Genomic DNA, 19,946 nt, shown 5'->3' with positions numbered 1-19,946 from the left:
ACTTCTTGTAGTTTTACAGGTCGTTTACCCAGGGAGCTGAACATGCAAGGCAAGGCACGCAAGATCGTCCAGGCCATCCTTTACGAGGCCATCGCCGTCGCCTGCGTGGCGCCCGCGCTGGAGCTGGCGTTCAGTGCCGGCATGGCGCAGTCGACCGTGCTGTCGGTGCTGATGTCGGGCATCGCGATGAGCTGGAACATGGCCTACAACTGGGTGTTCGAACGCTGGGAAGCGCGCCAGCACCGGCGTGAGCGCACGTTCCTGCGGCGCCTGCTGCATGCGCTGGGCTTCGAGGGCGGGCTGGTGCTGATCCTGCTGCCGCTGGTGGCGTACTGGCTGGATGTCAGCCTGTGGGCGGCGTTGCTGACCAACCTGGCGTTGTTCGTGTTTTTCTTCGTTTATGCGTTTGTCTTCCAGTGGGGCTTCGACAAGGTATTCGATGTGCCGCTTTCGGCGCAGCAGGCCAAGTGTTGACTTTGTGCTGCGCTACCGGCTAAGTTCCTACCCCATGAAAACTTTCCAGCACGTCAACGCCATTATTATTACCGCCATTATCAGTTTGGCGGGCTAGCGCGTACGTGCACCGAACCCGCCCTGGAGGCGGGTTTCTTCTCTCTGACTCCTGGGCAACGTGAACACAGCCAAGGAGTCATCGATGACCAGCTTCGTCAGCCCTCGTTCTACCGTCACCCCCCAGCAACTGCTGTCGGAGCAGGTGCGGCGCATTCTTGCCGCCCCGGTGTACGACCTGGCCATCGAAACGCCTTTGCAAGCTGCGCCTGCGTTGTCTGCCAGCCTGGGCAATCAGGTATTGCTGAAGCGGGAAGACCTGCAGCCTACCTTTTCGTTCAAGATCCGCGGTGCGTATACCCGCCTGTCACGGCTGAGTACCGTGCAGCGCGAGCGCGGGGTGATCACCGCCTCTGCGGGCAACCATGCCCAGGGCGTGGCCCTGGCGGCATCGCACCTGGGCATGAAGGCCACCATCGTCATGCCTACCACCACGCCGTCGCTGAAGGTGGAGGGTGTACGCTCGCGCGGTGGTCATGTAGTACTGCACGGCGAGAGCTTCCCCCATGCCTTGGCCCATGCGCTGAAACTGGCCGACAGCGAAGGCGCCACCTTCGTGCCACCGTTCGACGACCCGGATGTGATCGCCGGGCAGGGCACCGTGGCCATGGAAATCCTGCGCCAGCGCCCGGGTGCGCTGGACGCCATCTTCGTGCCAGTGGGCGGTGGTGGTCTGATCGCGGGTATTGCCGCTTATGTGAAGTACCTGCGCCCGGAGGTGAAGGTGATCGGCGTCGAGCCGGAGGACTCCAACTGCCTGCAGGCTGCCATGGCGGCCGGTGAGCGGGTGATCCTGCCGCAGGTCGGCACCTTCGCAGATGGCGTGGCGGTAGCGCAGATCGGCGCCCATTGCTTCGAGTTGTGCCGGCACTTCGTTGATGAAGTGGTGACCGTGAGCAGCGACGAACTGTGCGCGGCGATCAAGGACATCTACGACGATACCCGCTCGATCACCGAGCCGTCAGGCGCCCTGGCCGTGGCGGGGATCAAGAAATATGTGGCGCGCGACGGCGTGCAGGGGCAGACCCTGGTGGCCATCGACTCCGGGGCCAACGTCAATTTCGACCGCCTGCGCCATGTGGCGGAGCGTGCCGAACTCGGCGAGCAGCGCGAGGCGATCATCGCTGTCACCATTCCGGAGCAGCCGGGCAGTTTCCGCGCCTTCTGCCAGGCCCTGGGCAAGCGGCAGATCACCGAGTTCAACTACCGCTATTACCCTGGCAAGGAGGCGCGGCTGTTCGTTGGGGTGCAGACACACCCACTACACGACCCGCGTGAGCAGTTGCTGGCCAGCCTGCGTGAGCAGGGCTACAGCGTGCTGGACCTGACCGACAACGAACTGGCCAAGCTGCATGTGCGCCATACCGTTGGCGGCCATGCCGCGCCCGGGGCTGACGAGCGGGTGCTGCGCTTCGAATTCCCCGAGCGCCCGGGGGCTTTGCTGGGCTTTCTGGAGCGGCTTGGCAAGCGCTGGAATATCAGCCTGTTCCATTACCGCAACCATGGCGCGGCAGAAGCACGGGTATTTGCGGCGCTGGAAGTACCGGGGGATGAGTTGGCGGGGTTGCCGCTGGCGCTGGATGAGATGGGGTATTGCTACTGGGATGAGACCGACAACCCGGCTTACAAGCTGTTCCTGGGGTGATTTCGGTGCACCACGAGATTTATAGCGCCTGGCAGATCGAGCGCCGCCCGCGCGGCGCATCGCGAGCTGCGCTCGCTCCTACGTTTGTTTCGGGCCAGTCATGCCTGTGCAGGCGCGCGCGACCGCCTTGTTCGTACGACGCCATATCGAGCCATGCACCAAGGCGTTCGCGCGCAAATCCCACAGGAATAATTGGCCCGAAACAAACGTAGGAGCGAGCGCAGCTCGCGATGCGCCGCGCGGGCGGCGCTCGATCTGACAGGCGCTACAAAGATCAAGGCGAGCCCACGGCCCTCAGCGCTCACGCATGAAGAAGCCGGCAACGAATTTGCGGAAGGTTTCCAGGCTCTTGAAGTCGGCGTAGCGCTTGAAGTTCTCGGTATCCGGTTCGGGGCCGATGGGCTGCTCCAGCAACGATACCGACAACACCCGGTCCTGGTCCGAGGTCATTACCAGTTCGTCCATCACCTGGCCGCCGATCACCGGCCGGCGCATCTGCACTTTCACGCCTTTGCCGGCCATCCAGTCGACCAGCGACACCAGGGCCTTGAGCGGCTCGCGTTCTTCATCGCGGTAAACAGGGAACAGATGAGCACGCGATAGCACCGGCACGCTGGCCACATGGATCAGTTCGTAGTAATGGCTGCCGGCACTGGTCGGTGAATAGAGCATCAGCGCCAGCAATGGCCCGCTGGTGCGGTTGCCGCCCCAGTAGAGGTGATGCCCCTGGAAGTCGAAGCCGTCTTCACTTCGGTTATTGAACAGCTTGCGTCCCTTGATCTGGTCCACGCAATCCAGCAGCAGGCCGTGGCGGCGGTGGTTGCCGAACACCGTGGCTTCACGCAGGCGGGACTTGAGCATCATCATGTGCTTCATGTCCAGGCGGGTTTCCAGGTAGTTGCTTGCGGGCACCCGTTCCAGCAGCGGATAGCGGCTGGCAACGCTGCGCAACTCGGCAAACTGCCCGGTCAGGTCCTTTTTCAGGTGCGTGGCATACAGGTTCAGGCCGCTGGTCTCGATCCAGGTCAGCAACAGTGACAGCAGGCGCTGTTGTTCACGCCGTTCGCTGCCGTCGCCACCACTGCTGGTGGTGCTGCTGCGGAAATCACCAATCAGGCGCAACGGTGTGTCGGGCGGTAGCCAGGCAGCAGGTGGCGCGGGGTCGTTCTCGCGCTCGGTCGCTTCGCGCTCGTCCTTGGTGAACGGGCAGCCAGGCGCGTGTTCGGCAGTTCCCGGGTTGTTCTTGAGAAACAGCGTACCGGTGCTGCCGTTGAGGGTGACATTCAGCACCGGCAAGGCATCGTTGCGGCAATCGCAGGCCAGCCACTGGTTGGCGTTGCGCACCTTCATCAGCAACTGGTTGGCCTGCAGCAGGCGCGGGCCGGTGAGGCTGCCGGTGGCAAAGCCGACCAGCAGCTCCTCTTCTGCAGGGGTCAGGCTACGGACCTGTGCGGCGGTTTTGTCGATGATTCGCATGAAGCAGCTCCCAGCTACGAGCCCCAAGCTTCAAGCAAAGTGGCGCCGCTTTCAACTTACTGCGCAGTGCCAGTAAACATCTTCGCAGCACGGGCGCGAATTTCATCGGGGGTCAGGTCCTCCTTGTGGGTGGAAACGAACCAGATGTTGCCGAAGGGGTCTTTCAGGGTGCCGCTGCGGTCGCCGTAGAACTGGTCCGTCACTGCACGCAGCTGGGTGGCGCCGGCCGTCAGGGCCTGGGCATAGACCTTGTCGCAGTCCTCGACATACAGGTGCAGACCTACGCTGGCGCCGCTGAGCTTCTGGCTGGCGGTGAGGCCGCCTTCCATGTCGCAGGGGTCGCCCAGCATCAGCGACGAATCGCCGATTTTCAGCTCGGCATGGCCAACGCGGCCGCCAGGGGCATCGAGGCGGAACATTTCCACCGCGCCAAAGGCCTTCTTGTAGAACTCGATGGCTTTGGCGGCGTCGTTGATGGCCAGGTAGGGCGTAATGCTGTGCTGGCCTTCGGGAATGGGTTTGGCTGCCATGTTCGACTCTCCTTGGAAGTGGGCGCCGGTTGGCGCCCTTTTGCTTAGAGTCGTTTGCGCTGATGGAAAATCGACAGGGGTGATAGATCGATTTTCTATAAGCGTGGCGGTCAGAAGATGTAGTCGGTGGTCAGGAAGGTCGACTGCCGGTTGCGAATGATCTCGCTGATCAGTTCCTTGTTGGCCTCCTGGAAGCGCGTCGCGACCAGCGTGCGGATAGAGAACACTCGCAGGGCGTCGTGTACCGACAGGGTGCCTTCGGCGCTGTTCTTGCGGCCGTTGAACGGGTAGGTGTCGGGGCCGCGCTGACATTGCGCATTGATGTTGATGCGCCCGACCTGGTTGGCAAAGATGTCGACCAGGCTGCCGATGGTCGCCGGGTCATTGCCGAACAGGCTCAGTTGCTGGCCGTAGTCGGAGTCCAGCACATAGTCGATCACCGTCTGCAGGTCGCGGTAGGGCACTACCGGCACCAGCGGGCCGAACTGCTCCTCGTGGTACACGCGCATGTCGCTCTTCACGGGGTACAGCACGGCGGGGTAGAAGAACGAGCCACGGCTGTGCCCACCACCTTCGTTGAGCACGCGTGCGCCCTTGGCGGTGGCATCGGCGACCAGGCCATCGAGGTAATCGACCTTGCCGGGCTCGGGCAGCGGTGTCAGCGCCACGCCAGGCTCCCAAGGCATGCCAGGCTTGAGCGCGGCCAGCTTGCGCTGGAACTTGTCGAGGAACGCATCGACCACATCCTCGTGCACGAACAGGATCTTCAGCGCCGTGCAGCGTTGGCCATTGAACGACAGCGCACCGGTGACGGCCTCTTCGACGGCGTTGTCGAGGTCCACCTGGGGCAGCACGATGCCCGGGTTCTTGGCATCCAGCCCCAGCGCGGCGCGCAGCCGGTGCGGGCGCGGATGCAGCTTCTTCAGGTCGCTGGCGGCCTTGTGCGTGCCGATGAAGGCGAACACATCGACCTTGCCGCTGGCCATCAGCGCGCTCACCGTTTCCCGGCCACGGCCGTAGATGACGTTGATCACCCCCGGCGGGAAGCTGTCGCGGAAGGCTTCGAGCAACGGCCGAATCAGCAGCACGCCGAACTTGGCCGGCTTGAACACCACGGTGTTGCCCATGATCAGCGCCGGGATAAGCGTGGTGAAGGTCTCGTTCAGCGGGTAGTTGTATGGGCCCATGCACAGGGCCACGCCCAGCGGTGCTCGGCGGATCTGGCCGAGCGTGCCCTGTTCCAGCTCGAAGCGGCTGGAACGGCGGTCGAGGTCCTTGAGGGCGTTGATGGTATCGACGATGTAGTCGCAGGTGCGGTCGAATTCCTTTTCCGAGTCCTTGAGGTTCTTGCCAATTTCCCACATCAGCAGCTTGACCACGGCCTGGCGCTGCTCGCGCATGCGCGCCAGGAAGGTTTCGACATGCTGGATTCGCTCGGCCACGCGCATGTTCGGCCAGGCGCCACGGCCTTTGTCGTACGCCTGCACGGCGGCATCGAGGGCGGTGAGCGCGGTGTCGGCATCGAGCAGTGGAGCGCTGCCCAACACAACCTGGTGCTCATCGTCGCCTTCCTTGAGCCAGACCGGGCTGCGCACTGTGGCCAGTGGGCCGTCCCACCGCCTGAGCTCACCGTTCACCAGGTAGTCGCGTTGTTCCAGGGGGGCTTCCAGGCGCCAGGTTTCCGGGATGTCCTCGGCGCTGGGGAAGAGTGAATCGAGCAGACGGTCCATGGGTACTGCACCTCACATTGCTGGGTGGGTTTCGAGCTGGGTGAAACGCTTCAGCAGCGAGCATGCACCGCTCGCTGGAAAAACACCAGTCTGGCTTAACATGCCCACCCGCGCCTGCCTGTTGGACAGGCAGGCAACGGTATCCCTGTCAAAGCGGGAGGTTGAACAGGTCATAGGGTGGGTGCGTCAACCATTGCTGGCGCAGGGCCGGGTCTGCGTCGATCAGGGCCAGGCGCCGCCAGAACTCTGCACGGGCTTGCCGTGGGTGGGACACGAACGGTTCAAGTTCAAGCAAGGGCCTGAGGTCGCGCCGATACTGCAGCGGCAATCGCTGCCACAGGGCCAGTTCGGCCGGGCCGGTCTGTTCGAAGAATTCCAGGTAGTCGCCTTCGCACACCAGCAGGTCCACTTGGTGCATCGCGTTGTAGGCCTCGATCTGCGCAAGCACTGGTGAACCCAGCCATTCGCTTTCCAGGCGCAGGGCGTTTGCGACTGGCCGTGGTACGTTGAAACCGTCAGGCAGCCGCAGCAGCTGGTTGTCGCCAATGTCCAGGATGATGGGCTCGATCATCTGGTCCAGGCCTTGCGGCAATTCGCTTAGCGCACAGTCGTTCAGGAACAGCGTCCTCAGGTAGGCCAGCCCGCGCAGGTCCGGGGCCTCTAGCAGCGGGTTGCCCGAAAGGTCCAGCACGCTGAGCCCGGGGTAGCGGTCCAGGGCCTGCTGGGCCTGGGTACTCCAGGTGATGCGGTTGCCTTCCAGGTCCAGCCAGGCGAGCTGCTCAGGGCGGCCCAGGTGGGGCACGGTGTCGAACCGACAGTCGGTCAGCAGCAGGCGATTGAGGTTGGGGAAGCGTTCGTGGAATTCGGCCGGCAACTGGCTGAGCGAACGGTTGTAGCTGAGCGACAGGTGCTGCACATGGGTGAAGTCGTCCGGCAAGGCCAGGCTGGCCAGGGCCTGGTTGTCCAGGTCCAGGCCGGAAAGGTCCAGGCTGTGCAGGCGGCCACCCCCTTCAAGCGCTATTGTCGACAGCCGTCGCCAGGCGTTGAGGATGGGGCGGATGGCCAGGTGTCGCTGGTGAGGGCGCTGGGGATCGGGCCGCGCCCATTCATGCAGGTCGCGGCGCAAAGTTTCCAGACGCTGCTGCAGGTCATGCAGGCGCTGTGTGGGTGAGCGAATGTCATCGACGTACAGGTTGTCCTCGTCGTTGCCTAGCCAGTTTTCGAATTCCCAGTCGGTGGCGTCAGGGAACAAGCGGCGATAAGCCCCGGCCAGGGAGCTTGCCAGGCGCGGCTGAGGCGGTTCGGGGTCAAGCGGCCGACCGCCGCGCAAGCTGCCCATGGGCTTGCGCAACAGCGCGCGGTACCCCCAGAGCCGTTGGGCGAGTGCCTCCCTGTGCTGGTCGACCCAACCCAGTACGCGCTGGCGTAGCGAGCTGCCATTGGCCGTCGTGATGCCCAGCGTATCGCGATGCGGGCGCGGCAGTGCCTGCTCGATGGCGCGGCAGAGGTCTGGATCAAGCGGTGCAGGTGCAGGGCGCTCGCCCCGGTCGACCTCATAGCCTTCGACCGATTTGATCACGCGGCGCAGGGTACCGGCCTGTTCGCGGCCGACGTGCTCCAGCAAAGGGCCTATGGGGCTTGCACCGTGCAGCTCCAGGCGCAGGTCCGCGGGCCAGTCGGGCATGGCATCCAGGGCGCTGAACAGCAAGCGTTCGCTGTCGCTGCTGGCCCGGGCTGGCTGAAGCACACCTTCCAGTGCACGTACCAGCGGCAGCTCGCTGTGCACCTGCTCCAGCAACTGGCGAACCTGTGTGGGCAACTGACCGTGCTCTTGCCAGGCGAACGTTTCGGCCTCGCTCAGCGGCGCCAGCAAGCGTCTGGCCAAGGCTGGGGACAGCCGCGCATAGGCGTCGAGCAGCTTCTGCGTTGCCGGGGTGGCGGGCGCGCTGCCATTGTAGAGCCGCTCGAACAGGCCTGGCGGGGCTTTGTCGGCCAACGCCTCTACCTCGGCCTGTGCCGTCATGCGTTGCAGGGTATCGAGCAACAGCGGGGGCGTTGGTTGGCCTTCCAGGTGCACCCGGCGCAAGCGCGCGGTGTCGATGCCGCAGAGGCGCCCTGCCTTGGCCAGCTGTTCTGGTGTGAACGCGGCATACGCCTCGCCAAGACGGCGCGCCAGCTTCGCGAATGGCCACTGGCCGGGCTGTTCATGCTGGCCGCGCCAGGCACCTTGGGCATTGTGCGCCAGCGGTGGCTGCCAGGCATCGGGCGTGTCGGGGTGAATGGCCCGCCATTGCTGCAGGTTGTGGTCAAAGCGTTGTTCGAAGAGCTGGCCGTCCATGCGGATGAAATACCGGCCCTGGTACAGGTACTGGCCAAGTGCATTGGGCTGCAGGGCTTGCGGCAGTGTCACGGCACTGCGGTAGGGCGCGAGGTCTTCATTCCAGAGCCGGTAGCGCCCGTCGCTGCCGCGTACCTGCTGCAGGCTTTCCATCAACGGGCTGTTGAACAGCTTGGGTACCACCTTGCCCGCCGCCACGAAGCCGCCGATCAGGGCCAGGTTCAGGCCGACCGCCTCCAGGTGGCGCAGCGCCAGGTGACGGTCGCCTTCATGCCAGGCCTGGTAGCCTTCGAAGGCCTCGCCGAGCAGTTGGCAGGCCGTGACGGCCAGCATCAGTGTGCCAGCACCTGGAATGAAGAACGCAGCAATATTCAGAGCATCCAGGCCAAGGTTTTCCCACTCATCCAGGCGCCTGGCCCGCGCGTTGGCATCGGCCATCGCGGTGGGGACCGCGAGCAGGCTGGCTTCGTGCTTGAGGCGGGCCAGGTGCAGGTCCTGGTAATGGCCGAAAGGCTCGGCTGTGATAGCCACGCGTGTGGGACGCAGGTCCGCTTGCGCTGCACGCTGCCAAGGGCGGTCATAGGCAGTATTGCCTGTTGCGTCGAGGTTCTGCTGCAACAGGTCGAGAAAGTGCGTGCGCTGGTCCTGCCTGATGTAGGCCGTGAAGGCTTGGCGGGCATCGGGCTCCAGCAGCAAGGTCGCCAGCGTGTCGTGTACCGCGTCCAGGTTGCTGCATTGGCGCAGGGCCGGGTCATGGCCGGGCAGATACAGCGCCAGCCCCGCACCGCCGGCATCGATCAGCATGACCTCGTGCAGGGGCGTGCCGAACAGCGCCAGTTGCCAGCACGGTACGGTGCCACCCTGCAACAGCCGTTCGATCTGGTCAAGGGTGCTGCCATCAAGCAGGTGCCGCATATAGGCAAGGTCGGCCGCCAGGCGCAGGCGGTCTTTCTGCACCCTGATGGCCAAGCCCCGTGTGGCGGGTTGGGCGAGGTGCTGTTCCAGGTGGGCCTGGTAAGCCTTGCCCAGGTCCAGGTCACGGCACAGGGTGGCGAAAGCGGCCGGTGCGAGTGGCAGCCGTTCCACCTGGTAGTGCTCCGACTGCAATGGAAAGTGTGCGACGGGTACTTGCATGCCGACAGGGACGGCGCCTTGTATCTGAATCGGCGTGACATGAATGTTATCGCCCAGGGCAATGGCACTTTCAGCAGTGAACACCTCGTCACTGGCGAAGTTCTGCAGCGCGGCCTGCAGCAAGTTGTCGCGTCGATGGCTGAATAGATAGCGCAGGGCGGCCCAGTGCCAGTTGCGCTCGACCCGCAATAGCTGGCTATTGCGCAGCTGCGCGTGAAAGCCGTGTTCGGCAAGACGCCGTTGCAGCAATGGCTCGGCGAATTCTGTGATTTGTTTCAGGCCTTTGAGTGAGTTGGCCAAGGCTGCTTGCGCCTGCATCAGGCGCGCCTGGCTGGCGCACGCTGCTTCACGCAGGTCGGGGGCAGTATTGGCGAACCAGTCCTGCCTCTTCCACGGGGCGACCTGGGTTCGCTTCAACGCGGCCCACTGATTGGACGTTACCTGGCGAGCCCAGTGCGGCAACTGCGCCTGAAGCAGGGGTTGATGGGGATTGATGGCTGGCATGTCGATGCTCCTTTCATGCAAAAGGGGGCATCAAACGTCAATTCCAGACAGGCGAGTGGTAATGGGATAACGCGGCTTGGATATATCGGTGGAAATTCGCTGTCTGAATCGGTCATTCATGCAGGAAATTTGACGTCATGAAACTTTACATGGCGTGAGGAAGCTTTAAGGAAATGCAATCAAAGTGCCACTTGATAAAGTGTTTGGGCGCACCTTAAATTGTTAATTGATATGAGGGTTTCTGGATAATTTCAGAATATCAACATGATACGTGCTTTTTACTGAATTGCTGTCCTTTTCCGATTGACCATGCTGTGTCTCAAAGGACGTCGAAGAAGAAATGAAAGCGACCTTGACGGCAGCGGCGAGGAAACTCGTCTCGCCCTCCATACGCTACGAAATCAGACACCTGGCCAGCAAGGTATCTGAAGTGATGGCGCGTGCCTGTTTCTGGCGCTGGGAAGTCGCCAGGTTCAGGTTGCAGCAGGAAAGCCCCTACGAAATCATCTATATCGGCCGGAAGCAGCAACGGGAAATGGCCAAGCTGCTGATTGCCGGCAAGGGTTCGGGCAATGCTGCAATTGTTGACAGCGCAAGCGCGACGGTAGCGGCCAATCACGTGGTGGTGGTCAGCGAAATGCCGACGTCGGGGGCATTGTCGGTACCGCATTACCTGAGCGCCGTGGTGCCGCTGGGGCGCTCGCTGGAGGATATCACCGCGCGCTACGACAGCGAGTTGCGGCGCAGCATCCGCAAGAACCGGCCGCTGTACCAGATGCGCCAGGCCCGGTCGGATGACGAGATCGCCATGGCCGACCGCAACCTGCTGCGCCCTTATGCCAGCGCCAGGCAAGGTATCCACGCCGCGCAGTTTCCCACTGAAGAAGTGTTCCGCATTGCCAGGGGCGTCGGTCGGCTCGACTTGATCACCTGGGGTGATGAAGTGATCGGCTGCCACCTGGGCTGTGAAGTGGTGCGCGGTGGCAAGCGTTATTGGAGCACCCTGCGTTTCGGCTATTGCGAGGCGGTGTTCACCGATGCGCGGAAGTTGCGCGAGGTAAATTCGATCACCACCTTCATGGCCCTGGAGTGGGCACTGGCGCAGGGCTTCGACTATTACGATATCGGCCTTTGCCTGGCGCGCCCGGATGACGGTTTGTTGAAGTGGAAGCGCCGCCGCGGTGGCGATATCGACTCGCTGGGTAACCATGCCTACCTGTTTGTCCGCTTGCCCAGAACCGGCACGGCGAAGTTCCTCTGGGATACACCGATGTTCGCGGTCGAAGGCGACAAGCTCACGCTGCACCTGGGGTTGCCCGAGGGCGCGAGTGACGAGGAAGTTGCCAGCCGCTACCAGGAAATGGTGTTTGGCGGCCTGCACAAGATCTACTTCTATGGGGGCAACGGTACGGGCGAAACGTTCGTGGAAAGCCTGCGTCACCGTTACGCCAACCTGCGGTCACCACCCACCATGGAAAGGGTCACGTGCAGCTGAGCGGTTGCCAGGAGGCGTTGATCTGGCGCCTTGCGCCAGGCTTTTGACCTTGTCATCAAGGGAGGACGCTTCATGGGAAGCGACATCTCGAAGTTCAGTGCATCGCCTGCGGCCAGGCAGCACACCTGGACCCTGGCCGCCTACCGCTACATGGCGCGCAAACGGCTAGGCAGGAACAGCGGCATCGACCTCAAGAGCGTGGCGGACAAAAGTTGGGACATTGCCCCGGGAGAAGTCACGGTTTCGCCCCCGGCCGTTTTCCTGCCAGGCCAGCTGGAGCGAGTAACGGGGTGGGAAGGCAAGCGTTTCTATCCCTACGTGCACCCTGCGCGCACCATGGAAGGCGGCATCAGCACGCTGCAAGGGCCAACCCGGGGCTACCTGATCAAGGAGGTATGGCTGGTCGACGGGGCGTTGTACAAGGGCAAGGCCAGCCAATGGCTGTCGTTGAAGCCGGGCCCCTTTCCGAGCATCGTCGTGGAAAACGAAATCGACCGCGCTGCCATCTATTGCACGCAAAACGGCAACACGTGGTTCGGTACCTGGCTGATGGAGGATTGCCCGACCTATGCGCTGGCCTGTAACGAAGGCATACCGGTAACCACCGCGCCCTCGGCCAGATTCCCGCTGTTTGCCCAGGCCCCGGCCTATGAAGACTGGCTGGAAATGAACCCGCTGCGCCTGCGCAGTGCGTTTTTCCGTGAGCTGGTGCTGTTCGATGACCAGGCCAACAACCGCAGCCGGCATGCCCGCTACCGGGCCATGGGCGACAAGTTGCTGTCGCATGTGCCGCATGCGCCGCACCCGGGGGTGTTCCTGCTGCGTGGTGGCGATGGTGACCTGCGCCTGCTGCGCAATGAGCTGGCGCTGGCGGAGCATTTGCGCGCCACCCGCGGTTTTCGCATCGTCAACCCGCTGAAGTCCGATGTGCCGAGTATCGTCGCGGCCTGCGCCGGGGCGAGGGTGGTAATCGGTGTGGAGGGTAGCCAGCTGGTGCATGGGGTCAACGTACTGCAGGCCGGTGGTTGCCTGCTGACGTTGCAGCCGCCCAATCGGTTTGTCAGCTACTACAAGTACCTGACGGACCGAGACCACCAGCATTTCGGCTTTGTGGTCGGGATACCGGACGGCGATGGTTTCACGATCGATGTCGGCGAAGTTGAGCGGACGCTGGACCTGTTTCCGCGATAGGCGTGTAGTATTCAGGCGCATGGCAGCGGCGAGCGGGGTGAGGGATGATCGAGGTATCACGGTTCTGGCGCGACCCGTCGTTGCCCTTTGTCGAGGCCCGGCGGGTAGGGGACGGGCGCCAGGTGTGCTACGCCGCGCATTCCCATGAGAGCTTTTCCATCGGAGTGATAACGGGTGGGCGCAGCTCCTATCTGTACGGTGACCAGTGCATAGAGGTGGCTGCTGGTACCACGGTGCTGATGAACCCAGGTGTGGTGCATGCCTGCAACCCCATCGACGGGGAACACTGGTCCTACCTGATGATGTTCGTCGATATGCCCTGGTTGCAGGCGCTGGGGTTCACTTTGCCGGCCCGGCCCTGGAGTAGCTCGCCGGTGTTGTACCGGAGCCTGTTGCAGGCCTTTGCCGACCTGTTCGACGCCGGCGTGCCAGACCGGGAAGGGCGCCTGGCGGCGCTGTTTGGCGCACTTCCAGGTTTGCTTGGCGGCGATGCCAGCGTCAACGACGAGGGCAACCCACGACTGGACACGGCGGCAGCGTTCATTCGCGCCCATCGTGGCGACCCGCTGAGCCTGGACGACATCTGCGCGGCGTGCGGCCTGTCGCGTTCCTACCTGATTCGCGCGTTCCGCCAACGCTTCGGCCTGACGCCGCATGGTTACCTGCTCGACCAGCGCGTGCAGCTGGCCAGGGCGCAGTTGCGTCAGGGCCGAGCTATTGCCGAGGTTGCGCAGGAGGCCGGGTTTGCCGACCAGGCGCACCTGCAGCGGGCCTTCAAGCAGCACTTGGCGGCGACACCGGGGCATTACCGCAATGCATTCGGCTGAATTGCCATTTTTGGCGGTGGCGGCCCTATCGCCGGCAAGCCAGCTCCCACAGATACTGCGCAGGCCTTGAGGGCAGCGATAGGGCCGGTGCAGCCAGGCTCAAATGACCAGATAGACCGCGCTGCCCACGAGCAGCAGCGCCAAGCCCCGATTCAGCAGGCGCATGTGCCGTGGGTTGCCGAGGTACTGGCGAACCACGCTCCCGGCCCACGCCCAGCTGGCCACTGAAATGAAGCAGATCGGCCCGTAGATCCAGGCAAACAGCCACAGCAGCTGCTGCTCACCGCCGGTATAGGCACCAACCCCGGCCACCGCTGCCAGCCATGCCTTGGGATTGAGCCATTGCATCGCCGCGCCGTGCCAGGCCGAGGGAGCCTGGGTGGGATGGGCACTGCCCAGTTGCCCATCGTCGCTGGCCAGCTTCCATGCCATGTACAGCAGGAACCCCACGCCGCCCCAGTGCAAAATCAGGCCCAGCAAAGGCCAGCGCAGCAACAATTGATGCAGGCCCAGCCCGACCAGCACCAGCAGCAGGCAGAAGCCCAGCGTGGCGCCAGCCACATGTGCCAGGCTGGCACGCAGGCCATGGCGGGCACCGCTGCCCAGCGCAACGATGTTGACCGGGCCGGGGGAGATCGAGGCCGCAAGTGCGAAAGCGGCCATGGACAGGGACAGGCTCATGAGGGGGATCCGTTTGGTTGAGGTGGGCCTTCATGCTCGGGCATTGACAGCCTGCGGTATTGAAGAAAAGTACCTCACGCACGGCCTGCGCATTTTTGTGTAGGAGCGGCCTTGTGTCGCGATCGGGCCGCGGAGCGGCCCCAGCTGTTGATGCAGCGCTCCTGAAACCTGGGGGGCGCTGTGCGGCCCGTTCGCGACACAAGGCCGCTCCTACAAGGTTGTTACAGGTTTTGTAATAGTTTTGCGCTATTACGGAAAGCTGCTGTGCTTGTAGGATCATTTTCCCAATTTGCTAACAAGGTCTATATGAGCACCTTCGCGGAGCCCCCCAGTCCCCGGTCTTCCCGGCCTTCTTTCACCCGTCCTCGTGACGCTGCCCTCGTGAGTACCCGCTAATGGAATGGCTAGCCGACCCCACGGCCTGGCTGGGCCTGTTGACGCTTATCGTCCTCGAGCTGGTGCTGGGTATCGACAACTTGGTGTTCATCGCCATCCTCGCCGACAAACTGCCGCCGCATCAGCGCGACCGCGCACGGGTCATTGGCCTGAGCCTGGCGTTGATCATGCGCCTTGGCCTGTTGGCCAGTATCTCGTGGATGGTCACCCTGACCGCGCCGTTGTTCGAGGTGTTCGAAAAGAGCTTCTCGGGCCGCGACCTGATCATGCTGTTCGGTGGCGTGTTCCTGCTGTTCAAGGCCACCATGGAGCTGCACGAACGCCTGGAAGGCCACGTGGCCCAGGCCAGCGGCACGGTACGCCACGCTGCGTTCTGGCCGATCGTCGCGCAGATCGTGGTGCTTGATGCGGTGTTCTCGCTGGACGCGGTGATCACCGCGGTTGGCATGGTCGAGCAGTTGTCGGTGATGATGATCGCGGTGATCTTCTCGATCGGCATCATGATCGTTGCCAGCAAGCCGCTGACCCGCTTCGTCAACGCCCACCCCACGGTGATCATGCTGTGCCTGGGCTTCCTGATGATGATCGGCTTCAGCCTCACCGCCGAAGGCCTGGGCTTCCATATCCCCAAAGGTTACCTGTACGCGGCCATCGGCTTCTCGATCCTGATCGAGCTGTTCAACCAGCTGGCCCGTGCCCGCCGCAAGCGCAGCCTGCAGCAGCACCGGCCGCTGCGTGAGCGCACCGCGCATGCCGTGCTGCGCCTGCTGGGTGGCCGCCGGGTCGAGGCTGACGAGGTGGGCGAGGAAATCGCTGACCTGGTCGAAGGCGGTGAGGAGCAGGTGCTGTTCGACCGCCGTGAGCGGGTGATGATCAGTGGCGTGCTGAACCTGGCCGAGCGGCCTATCCGCACGGTGATGACCGCCCGCGCCGAGGTCGATGTGATCGACCTGGCGCAGCCGGCCGACGCCATTGCCCAGGCCCTGGCCAATTCGCCGTACTCGCGCCTGCCGCTGATCCGCGATGGCCGCGTGGACGAGCCACTGGGCTTCGTGCACAAGAAGGAACTGCTCAAGGAGCTGCTGTCGGGCAGCCAGCCCGATCTGGAAGGCATGGCCCGAGTACCGCTGAACCTGCTGGAGAGCTTCAGCATCCTCAATGCCCTGGAGCAGATGCGAGGCCAGTCGACGCACATTGCTTTCGTCGTCAACGAGTTCGGTGACTTTACCGGCCTGCTGACCATGACCGATATCCTGGAGTCGATTGCCGGCGAGTTACCGGATGCCAGCGAGGTCGAAGGCCCGGGCATCGTTCAGGAAGGTGAAGGCTTTGTGGTCAGCGGCGCGTTGAACCTGAGCCAGGTGCAGGCGCGTACCGGCTTCTGCGCCCGAGCCACCGAGGACTACCAGACCCTCGCGGGCCTGGTGATGAGCCTGCTCGACCGCCTGCCTATGGTTGGTGACCGCCTGGCCTGGAATGGCTGGACGCTGACCGTGGAGGCGGTCGAGGAGCGGCGGGTGCGTCAGGTTCGGCTTACACCGAACGGCGACGTTGACGCAGCAGGTGCTTGAAACCCTCGATCACCAGCACCAGCACCGCGGCCCAGATAGGAAGGTAGGTCAGCCACTGATCCGGGCCGATGGTTTCGCCCAGCAACAGCGCAACGCCTACCAGCAGCACTGGCTCGACGTAGCTGAGCAGGCCGAACAGGCTGAAAGGCAGCAGGCGGCTGGCCAGCACGTAGGCGATCAGGGCCGAGGCGCTGATCGCCCCGAGGATCGGGATCAACGCATACAGCCCAGGGTGCGCCTGCAGATCCGCAGCGGAAAGCGGACCCTGGATCACGAAATACAGCGCCCATGGCAACAGCAGGCACATGTCGCACCACAGGCCGCCCAAATGGTCGGTGCGGCAGCGCCTGCGCAACACGAAATAGATCGGGTAGCCGATCGTCACCACCAGGGTTTCCCAGGCGAAACTGCCATGCTGATACAGCTCGTGGCCCACGCCCAGAGCAGCGCAGGCCACGGCCACCTTCTGCAGCCGTGACAGGCGCTCGCCATACACCAGCCGCCCGGTCAGGACCATGGCCAGCGGCAGCAGGAAATAGCCCATCGACACTTCCAGGCTGCGCCCGTGCAGGGGCGCCCAGAGGAACAGCCACAGCTGCACGCCCATCAGCCACGATGTGCCGACCATGCCCAGCAACAGCAGCGGCGCATGTTTTACCCGGGCGAGCAGTTCGCCCACCCGTTTCCAGTCTTTCGAGACAAGCATGAACAGGGTCAGGCAGGGCAGCGTCAACAGGGTGCGCCAGCCAAAGATCTCCTCGCCATCGAGCGGCGTGAGCAGAGAGGTATAGAAGTACATCACGGCGAACAGACAGGACGCCATGACCGACGAAAGAATGCCTTTTGACACGAATGCCTCGAATAGGGAATTGAGCAGGTGGATCAGCCGCGCATGATCTCAGGGGGCGCGGCTTGCGGCAACCGCGACGCAGCCGGGCGTGCGGCCAGCGCTTCGAGGAACTGGGCAGCCGGCATGGGCCTGGCGAACAGGTAGCCTTGCTGGAAGTCCACCTCATGACGGGCCAGGTAGTCGCGCTGGGCTTCTGTTTCCACGCCTTCGGCAACGATGCCCAGGCCCAGCTTGGCCGATAGCTCGATGATGGTCTCGAGGATGTGCACCGACAGTGCATCGCCACCGATCATGGCGACGAAGCTCTGGTCGATCTTCAGGTAGTCGACCTTGAACTGGCGCAGGTAGTTGAGGCTTGACTGGCCGGTGCCGAAGTCGTCCAGGGCGATCTTCACACCCATGGCGTCGAGCTTCTCGAACAGTTCCAGGGCCACCGGCGTGGGCTCGATCAGCTTGCGCTCGGTCAGCTCCAGGGTCAGCACCACCCGGCCTGGCGGGAAGTGCTGGAGGAAGGTTCGGCAATCGTCCAGCAGGCTGAAGTCGCGGCAGTGGTCGGCGGTGATGTTGATGCCGATATGGAAACCGTCCTCCAGCAGCCCGGCAAAGGGTGCCAGGCTCTGCGCGGTGTGCATCATCAGCGCACGGGTCATGGCGACGATCTGCCCGCTGTGTTCGGCGTAGGGGATGAACAGGTCGGGGCGCACCAGGCCTTCGCGCGGGTGGTTCCAGCGCATCAGCACTTCGGCGCCAGCCCAGCGGTAGTCGCCCTTGCGCACTACCGGCTGGAAGTACGGCAGGAACTCGTCGGCCTCCAGGGCCCGGCGCAGTTCGGCACGGGGCGAGGTGGCGCGGCGAACCTGCCAGCGGCACACCAGGCCGGCCACCGCGCCCAGTATCAGCAGCAGACCGAACAGGGCGGGATAGTGGCTGCGCCACAGCTGGCCCTGCTTGTCGGCGCCGTAGCCGCCATGCACGCTGAACGGGTAACGGGTCGAGCCCAGCTGCACATTCGCGCTGGCCGCGGCAGGTGGCACGCCCTTGTGCACGATGCCATCCTTGCCCAGCCAGGCATCGCCCACGCGGATCTGCAGCTCTTCATCGGGGCCGATCAGGCGCAGCGCCGTCAGCAGGTGTTCGCCATCGACCGTACTGATCGCGCCGCGGTCGCCGTCGCTGGCCCGATACACCAGCAGCGGGTGCCCAGGGGTGACCGAGTTGCCGTCCATCAGCCACAGCTTGCCGTCGATGTAGTCGCCGGGGTTGACCGGCTCGTCGAATGCGCCAAACAGCGAGGTGCAATAAAGGGCGTTGTGCCGGAACAGGTTGGTCGAGCGTACGAAGGCGTTGCGCGTGACCTGGGCGCGCAGCATGAGCTGGGCCTCGTCGCATGGGCTGTCGACAAGCGGAAGCAGAGCATGGGCAGCGCTGGACAGGTTGTCGAGAATGCGCTCGACGTGCTCCACCACCTGGCGGGTGGTAGCCTGGCTGCTGGCGTGCATTTCACGCTCGATCTGCCAGTTCATCACGGCCAGGCCGCATGCCACGGGCAGCACGCCGACGACCCAGGGCAACAGGGTGCGCCAGCCGAGGCCGGCGCGGCGTTTGACGGTAAGGGGCATGCTGACCTGATCTGTATAAAGGATTACGAGAGGATAGCCGCTTGTCGGAACCGGTGAGCAACTAAAGGGCGACAAACCATTTTACGCAATGTAGAATCCATTTACGAATACAACAATAAGGTCCTTCGATGCCGAAGGATCAAGCCCGCCGAAAATGGGTCCATATGACATACCATGGGTTCAAGCTGATAATAGGTGATTTCCTCGCCCGCAGCGTGCGGGGTATCCCGTGCTCCCCGCCGTTTCCGTTCCACATCCCACGCAATCAATAATCTTTCGCTGCAGATGAGGACACGAACATGGCTGATATCTTCGACAATCCGATGGGCCTGATGGGCTTTGAATTCATCGAACTGGCTTCGCCGACCCCTGGCGTGCTCGAGCCGGTATTCCAGATGCTGGGCTTCACCAAGGTCGCTACCCACCGTTCCAAGGATGTGCACCTGTATCGCCAGGGTGACATCAACCTGATCCTGAACAACGAACCCAAGAGCATCGCCTCGTACTTCGCTGCCGAACACGGCCCGTCGGTATGCGGCATGGCGTTCCGCGTGCGTAATGCCCATGAGGCCTATGCCCGCGCCCTGGAACTGGGAGCCCAGCCGGTGGAAATCGAAACCGGCCCGATGGAACTGCGCCTGCCGGCGATCAAGGGCATCGGCGGTGCGCCGCTGTACCTGATCGACCGTTTCGAGGAAGGCAGCTCGATCTACGATATCGACTTCAAGTTCATCGAGGGTGTGGACCGCAACCCGGTGGGTGCTGGCCTGAAGATCATCGACCACCTCACCCACAACGTTTATCGCGGGCGCATGTCGTACTGGGCCGGCTTCTACGAGAAGCTGTTCAACTTCCGCGAAATCCGCTATTTCGACATCAAGGGTGAGTACACCGGCCTGACTTCGCGTGCCATGACCGCACCGGATGGCATGATCCGCATCCCGCTGAACGAAGAATCGTCCAAGGGCTCCGGGCAGATCGAAGAGTTCCTGATGCAGTTCAACGGCGAAGGCATCCAGCACGTCGCCTTCCTGACCGATGACCTGCTCAAGACCTGGGACGCCCTCAAGGGCTTCGGCATGCGCTTCATGACTGCACCGCCGCAAACCTACTACGAGATGCTCGAAGAGCGCCTGCCAGGTCATGGCGAGCCGGTCGACCAGTTGAAAGCACGCGGTATCCTCCTCGATGGTGCCTCCCAGCCTGACGACAAGCGCCTGCTGCTGCAGATCTTCTCCGAGACCCTGCTCGGCCCGGTGTTCTTCGAGTTCATCCAGCGCAAGGGGGATGACGGCTTTGGCGAAGGCAACTTCAAGGCCCTGTTCGAATCCATCGAGCGCGACCAGGTACGTCGTGGTGTGCTGAGCACCGAGTAACCCCAGGGTACCG

Annotated in this window: 14 protein-coding genes; 7 read left to right on the top strand and 7 right to left on the bottom strand. The window is 63.3% G+C overall.

The window, feature by feature from the left end; all coding sequences use genetic code 11:
- The first annotated feature begins 42 nt into the window (after positions 1-42).
- Together E5221_RS15435 and ilvA are read left to right on the top strand one after the other, a co-directional pair.
- Positions 43-474, top strand: coding sequence for a PACE efflux transporter (locus E5221_RS15435; protein WP_047934137.1), 432 nt, complete (start codon positions 43-45; stop codon positions 472-474).
- Positions 475-655: 181 nt separating this feature from the next.
- Entirely contained in the window at positions 656-2,215 is a 1,560-nt protein-coding gene (gene ilvA, locus E5221_RS15430) for a threonine ammonia-lyase, biosynthetic (RefSeq protein WP_247845919.1), read from the top strand.
- 294 nt (positions 2,216-2,509) lie between these two features.
- Here ilvA and E5221_RS15425 read toward each other — a convergent pair whose 3' ends face one another.
- The 4 genes from E5221_RS15425 to E5221_RS15410 form a co-directional block, all read right to left on the bottom strand.
- On the bottom strand, positions 2,510-3,691 hold the full coding sequence (locus tag E5221_RS15425; protein ID WP_039614693.1) for a hypothetical protein: 1,182 nt from the start codon (positions 3,689-3,691) through the stop codon (positions 2,510-2,512).
- A gap of 56 nt (positions 3,692-3,747) precedes the next feature.
- Positions 3,748-4,221 (bottom strand): VOC family protein, encoded by a 474-nt coding sequence (locus tag E5221_RS15420; protein WP_061552582.1) that lies wholly within the window; start codon positions 4,219-4,221, stop codon positions 3,748-3,750.
- A 110-nt stretch (positions 4,222-4,331) separates the two neighbouring features.
- On the bottom strand, positions 4,332-5,951 hold the full coding sequence (locus E5221_RS15415; RefSeq protein ID WP_247845918.1) for an NADP-dependent glyceraldehyde-3-phosphate dehydrogenase: 1,620 nt from the start codon (positions 5,949-5,951) through the stop codon (positions 4,332-4,334).
- 148 nt (positions 5,952-6,099) lie between these two features.
- Positions 6,100-9,927 (bottom strand): DUF6543 domain-containing protein, encoded by a 3,828-nt coding sequence (locus tag E5221_RS15410; protein ID WP_247845917.1) that lies wholly within the window; start codon positions 9,925-9,927, stop codon positions 6,100-6,102.
- A 340-nt stretch (positions 9,928-10,267) separates the two neighbouring features.
- Here E5221_RS15410 and E5221_RS15405 point away from each other — a divergent pair, with 340 nt between their 5' ends.
- The 3 genes from E5221_RS15405 (at position 10,268) to E5221_RS15395 (ending at position 13,440) form a co-directional block, all read left to right on the top strand.
- On the top strand, positions 10,268-11,422 hold the full coding sequence (locus E5221_RS15405; RefSeq protein ID WP_061552580.1) for a hypothetical protein: 1,155 nt from the start codon (positions 10,268-10,270) through the stop codon (positions 11,420-11,422).
- A 72-nt stretch (positions 11,423-11,494) separates the two neighbouring features.
- Positions 11,495-12,613 carry a glycosyltransferase family 61 protein gene (locus E5221_RS15400; RefSeq protein ID WP_061552579.1) on the top strand — a complete coding sequence of 373 codons (1,119 nt, stop codon included), beginning with the start codon at positions 11,495-11,497 and terminating at the stop codon, positions 12,611-12,613.
- A 44-nt stretch (positions 12,614-12,657) separates the two neighbouring features.
- Complete coding sequence (locus E5221_RS15395) at positions 12,658-13,440, top strand: AraC family transcriptional regulator (protein WP_061552578.1); 783 nt, start codon at positions 12,658-12,660, stop codon at positions 13,438-13,440.
- Between the two features lie 99 nt (positions 13,441-13,539).
- Here the strand turns inward: E5221_RS15395 and E5221_RS15390 are convergent, their stop codons facing one another.
- Positions 13,540-14,121: a LysE family translocator gene (locus E5221_RS15390; RefSeq protein ID WP_039614699.1), complete on the bottom strand. Its 582-nt coding sequence runs from the start codon at positions 14,119-14,121 to the stop codon at positions 13,540-13,542.
- 395 nt (positions 14,122-14,516) lie between these two features.
- Here E5221_RS15390 and E5221_RS15385 point away from each other — a divergent pair, with 395 nt between their 5' ends.
- A complete protein-coding gene (locus E5221_RS15385) occupies positions 14,517-16,088 on the top strand; it encodes a TerC family protein (protein ID WP_061552577.1) in 1,572 nt (523 codons plus the stop codon).
- Here E5221_RS15385 and rarD read toward each other — a convergent pair.
- Both rarD and E5221_RS15375 read right to left on the bottom strand, forming a co-directional pair.
- Complete coding sequence (gene rarD / locus E5221_RS15380; protein WP_247845916.1) at positions 16,051-16,938, bottom strand: EamA family transporter RarD; 888 nt, start codon at positions 16,936-16,938, stop codon at positions 16,051-16,053. The two genes, E5221_RS15385 and rarD, sit on opposite strands and share 38 nt — an antisense overlap.
- 32 nt (positions 16,939-16,970) lie before the next feature.
- Positions 16,971-18,557, bottom strand: a complete 1,587-nt coding sequence (locus E5221_RS15375) for a cyclic diguanylate phosphodiesterase (protein WP_039614702.1) — start codon at positions 18,555-18,557, stop codon at positions 16,971-16,973.
- Between the two features lie 299 nt (positions 18,558-18,856).
- Between E5221_RS15375 and hppD the strand changes: the two genes are divergently transcribed.
- The gene (gene hppD, locus E5221_RS15370; protein ID WP_013972820.1) at positions 18,857-19,933 is read left to right on the top strand and encodes a 4-hydroxyphenylpyruvate dioxygenase; all 1,077 of its coding nucleotides are present in this window, start codon (positions 18,857-18,859) and stop codon (positions 19,931-19,933) included.
- Positions 19,934-19,946 lie beyond the last annotated feature (13 nt).

The sequence above is a fragment of the Pseudomonas sp. A2 genome (assembly GCF_023100865.1).
In the GTDB taxonomy this organism is placed as follows: Bacteria; Pseudomonadota; Gammaproteobacteria; order Pseudomonadales; family Pseudomonadaceae; genus Aquipseudomonas; species Aquipseudomonas asiatica.
This window is presented reverse-complemented; position numbering and strand designations above follow the sequence as displayed.

What these genes read in the sequence shown, in the direction of transcription:
- E5221_RS15435 (WP_047934137.1), top strand. Translation starts at nt 43, where the DNA reads ATGCAAGGCAAGGCACGCAAGATCGTCCAGGCCATCCTTTACGAGGCC.
- ilvA (WP_247845919.1), top strand. Translation starts at nt 656, where the DNA reads ATGACCAGCTTCGTCAGCCCTCGTTCTACCGTCACCCCCCAGCAACTG.
- E5221_RS15425 (WP_039614693.1), bottom strand. Translation starts at nt 3,691, where the DNA reads ATGCGAATCATCGACAAAACCGCCGCACAGGTCCGTAGCCTGACCCCT.
- E5221_RS15420 (WP_061552582.1), bottom strand. Translation starts at nt 4,221, where the DNA reads ATGGCAGCCAAACCCATTCCCGAAGGCCAGCACAGCATTACGCCCTAC.
- E5221_RS15415 (WP_247845918.1), bottom strand. Translation starts at nt 5,951, where the DNA reads ATGGACCGTCTGCTCGATTCACTCTTCCCCAGCGCCGAGGACATCCCG.
- E5221_RS15410 (WP_247845917.1), bottom strand. Translation starts at nt 9,927, where the DNA reads ATGCCAGCCATCAATCCCCATCAACCCCTGCTTCAGGCGCAGTTGCCG.
- E5221_RS15405 (WP_061552580.1), top strand. Translation starts at nt 10,268, where the DNA reads ATGAAAGCGACCTTGACGGCAGCGGCGAGGAAACTCGTCTCGCCCTCC.
- E5221_RS15400 (WP_061552579.1), top strand. Translation starts at nt 11,495, where the DNA reads ATGGGAAGCGACATCTCGAAGTTCAGTGCATCGCCTGCGGCCAGGCAG.
- E5221_RS15395 (WP_061552578.1), top strand. Translation starts at nt 12,658, where the DNA reads ATGATCGAGGTATCACGGTTCTGGCGCGACCCGTCGTTGCCCTTTGTC.
- E5221_RS15390 (WP_039614699.1), bottom strand. Translation starts at nt 14,121, where the DNA reads ATGAGCCTGTCCCTGTCCATGGCCGCTTTCGCACTTGCGGCCTCGATC.
- E5221_RS15385 (WP_061552577.1), top strand. Translation starts at nt 14,517, where the DNA reads ATGGAATGGCTAGCCGACCCCACGGCCTGGCTGGGCCTGTTGACGCTT.
- E5221_RS15375 (WP_039614702.1), bottom strand. Translation starts at nt 18,557, where the DNA reads ATGCCCCTTACCGTCAAACGCCGCGCCGGCCTCGGCTGGCGCACCCTG.
- hppD (WP_013972820.1), top strand. Translation starts at nt 18,857, where the DNA reads ATGGCTGATATCTTCGACAATCCGATGGGCCTGATGGGCTTTGAATTC.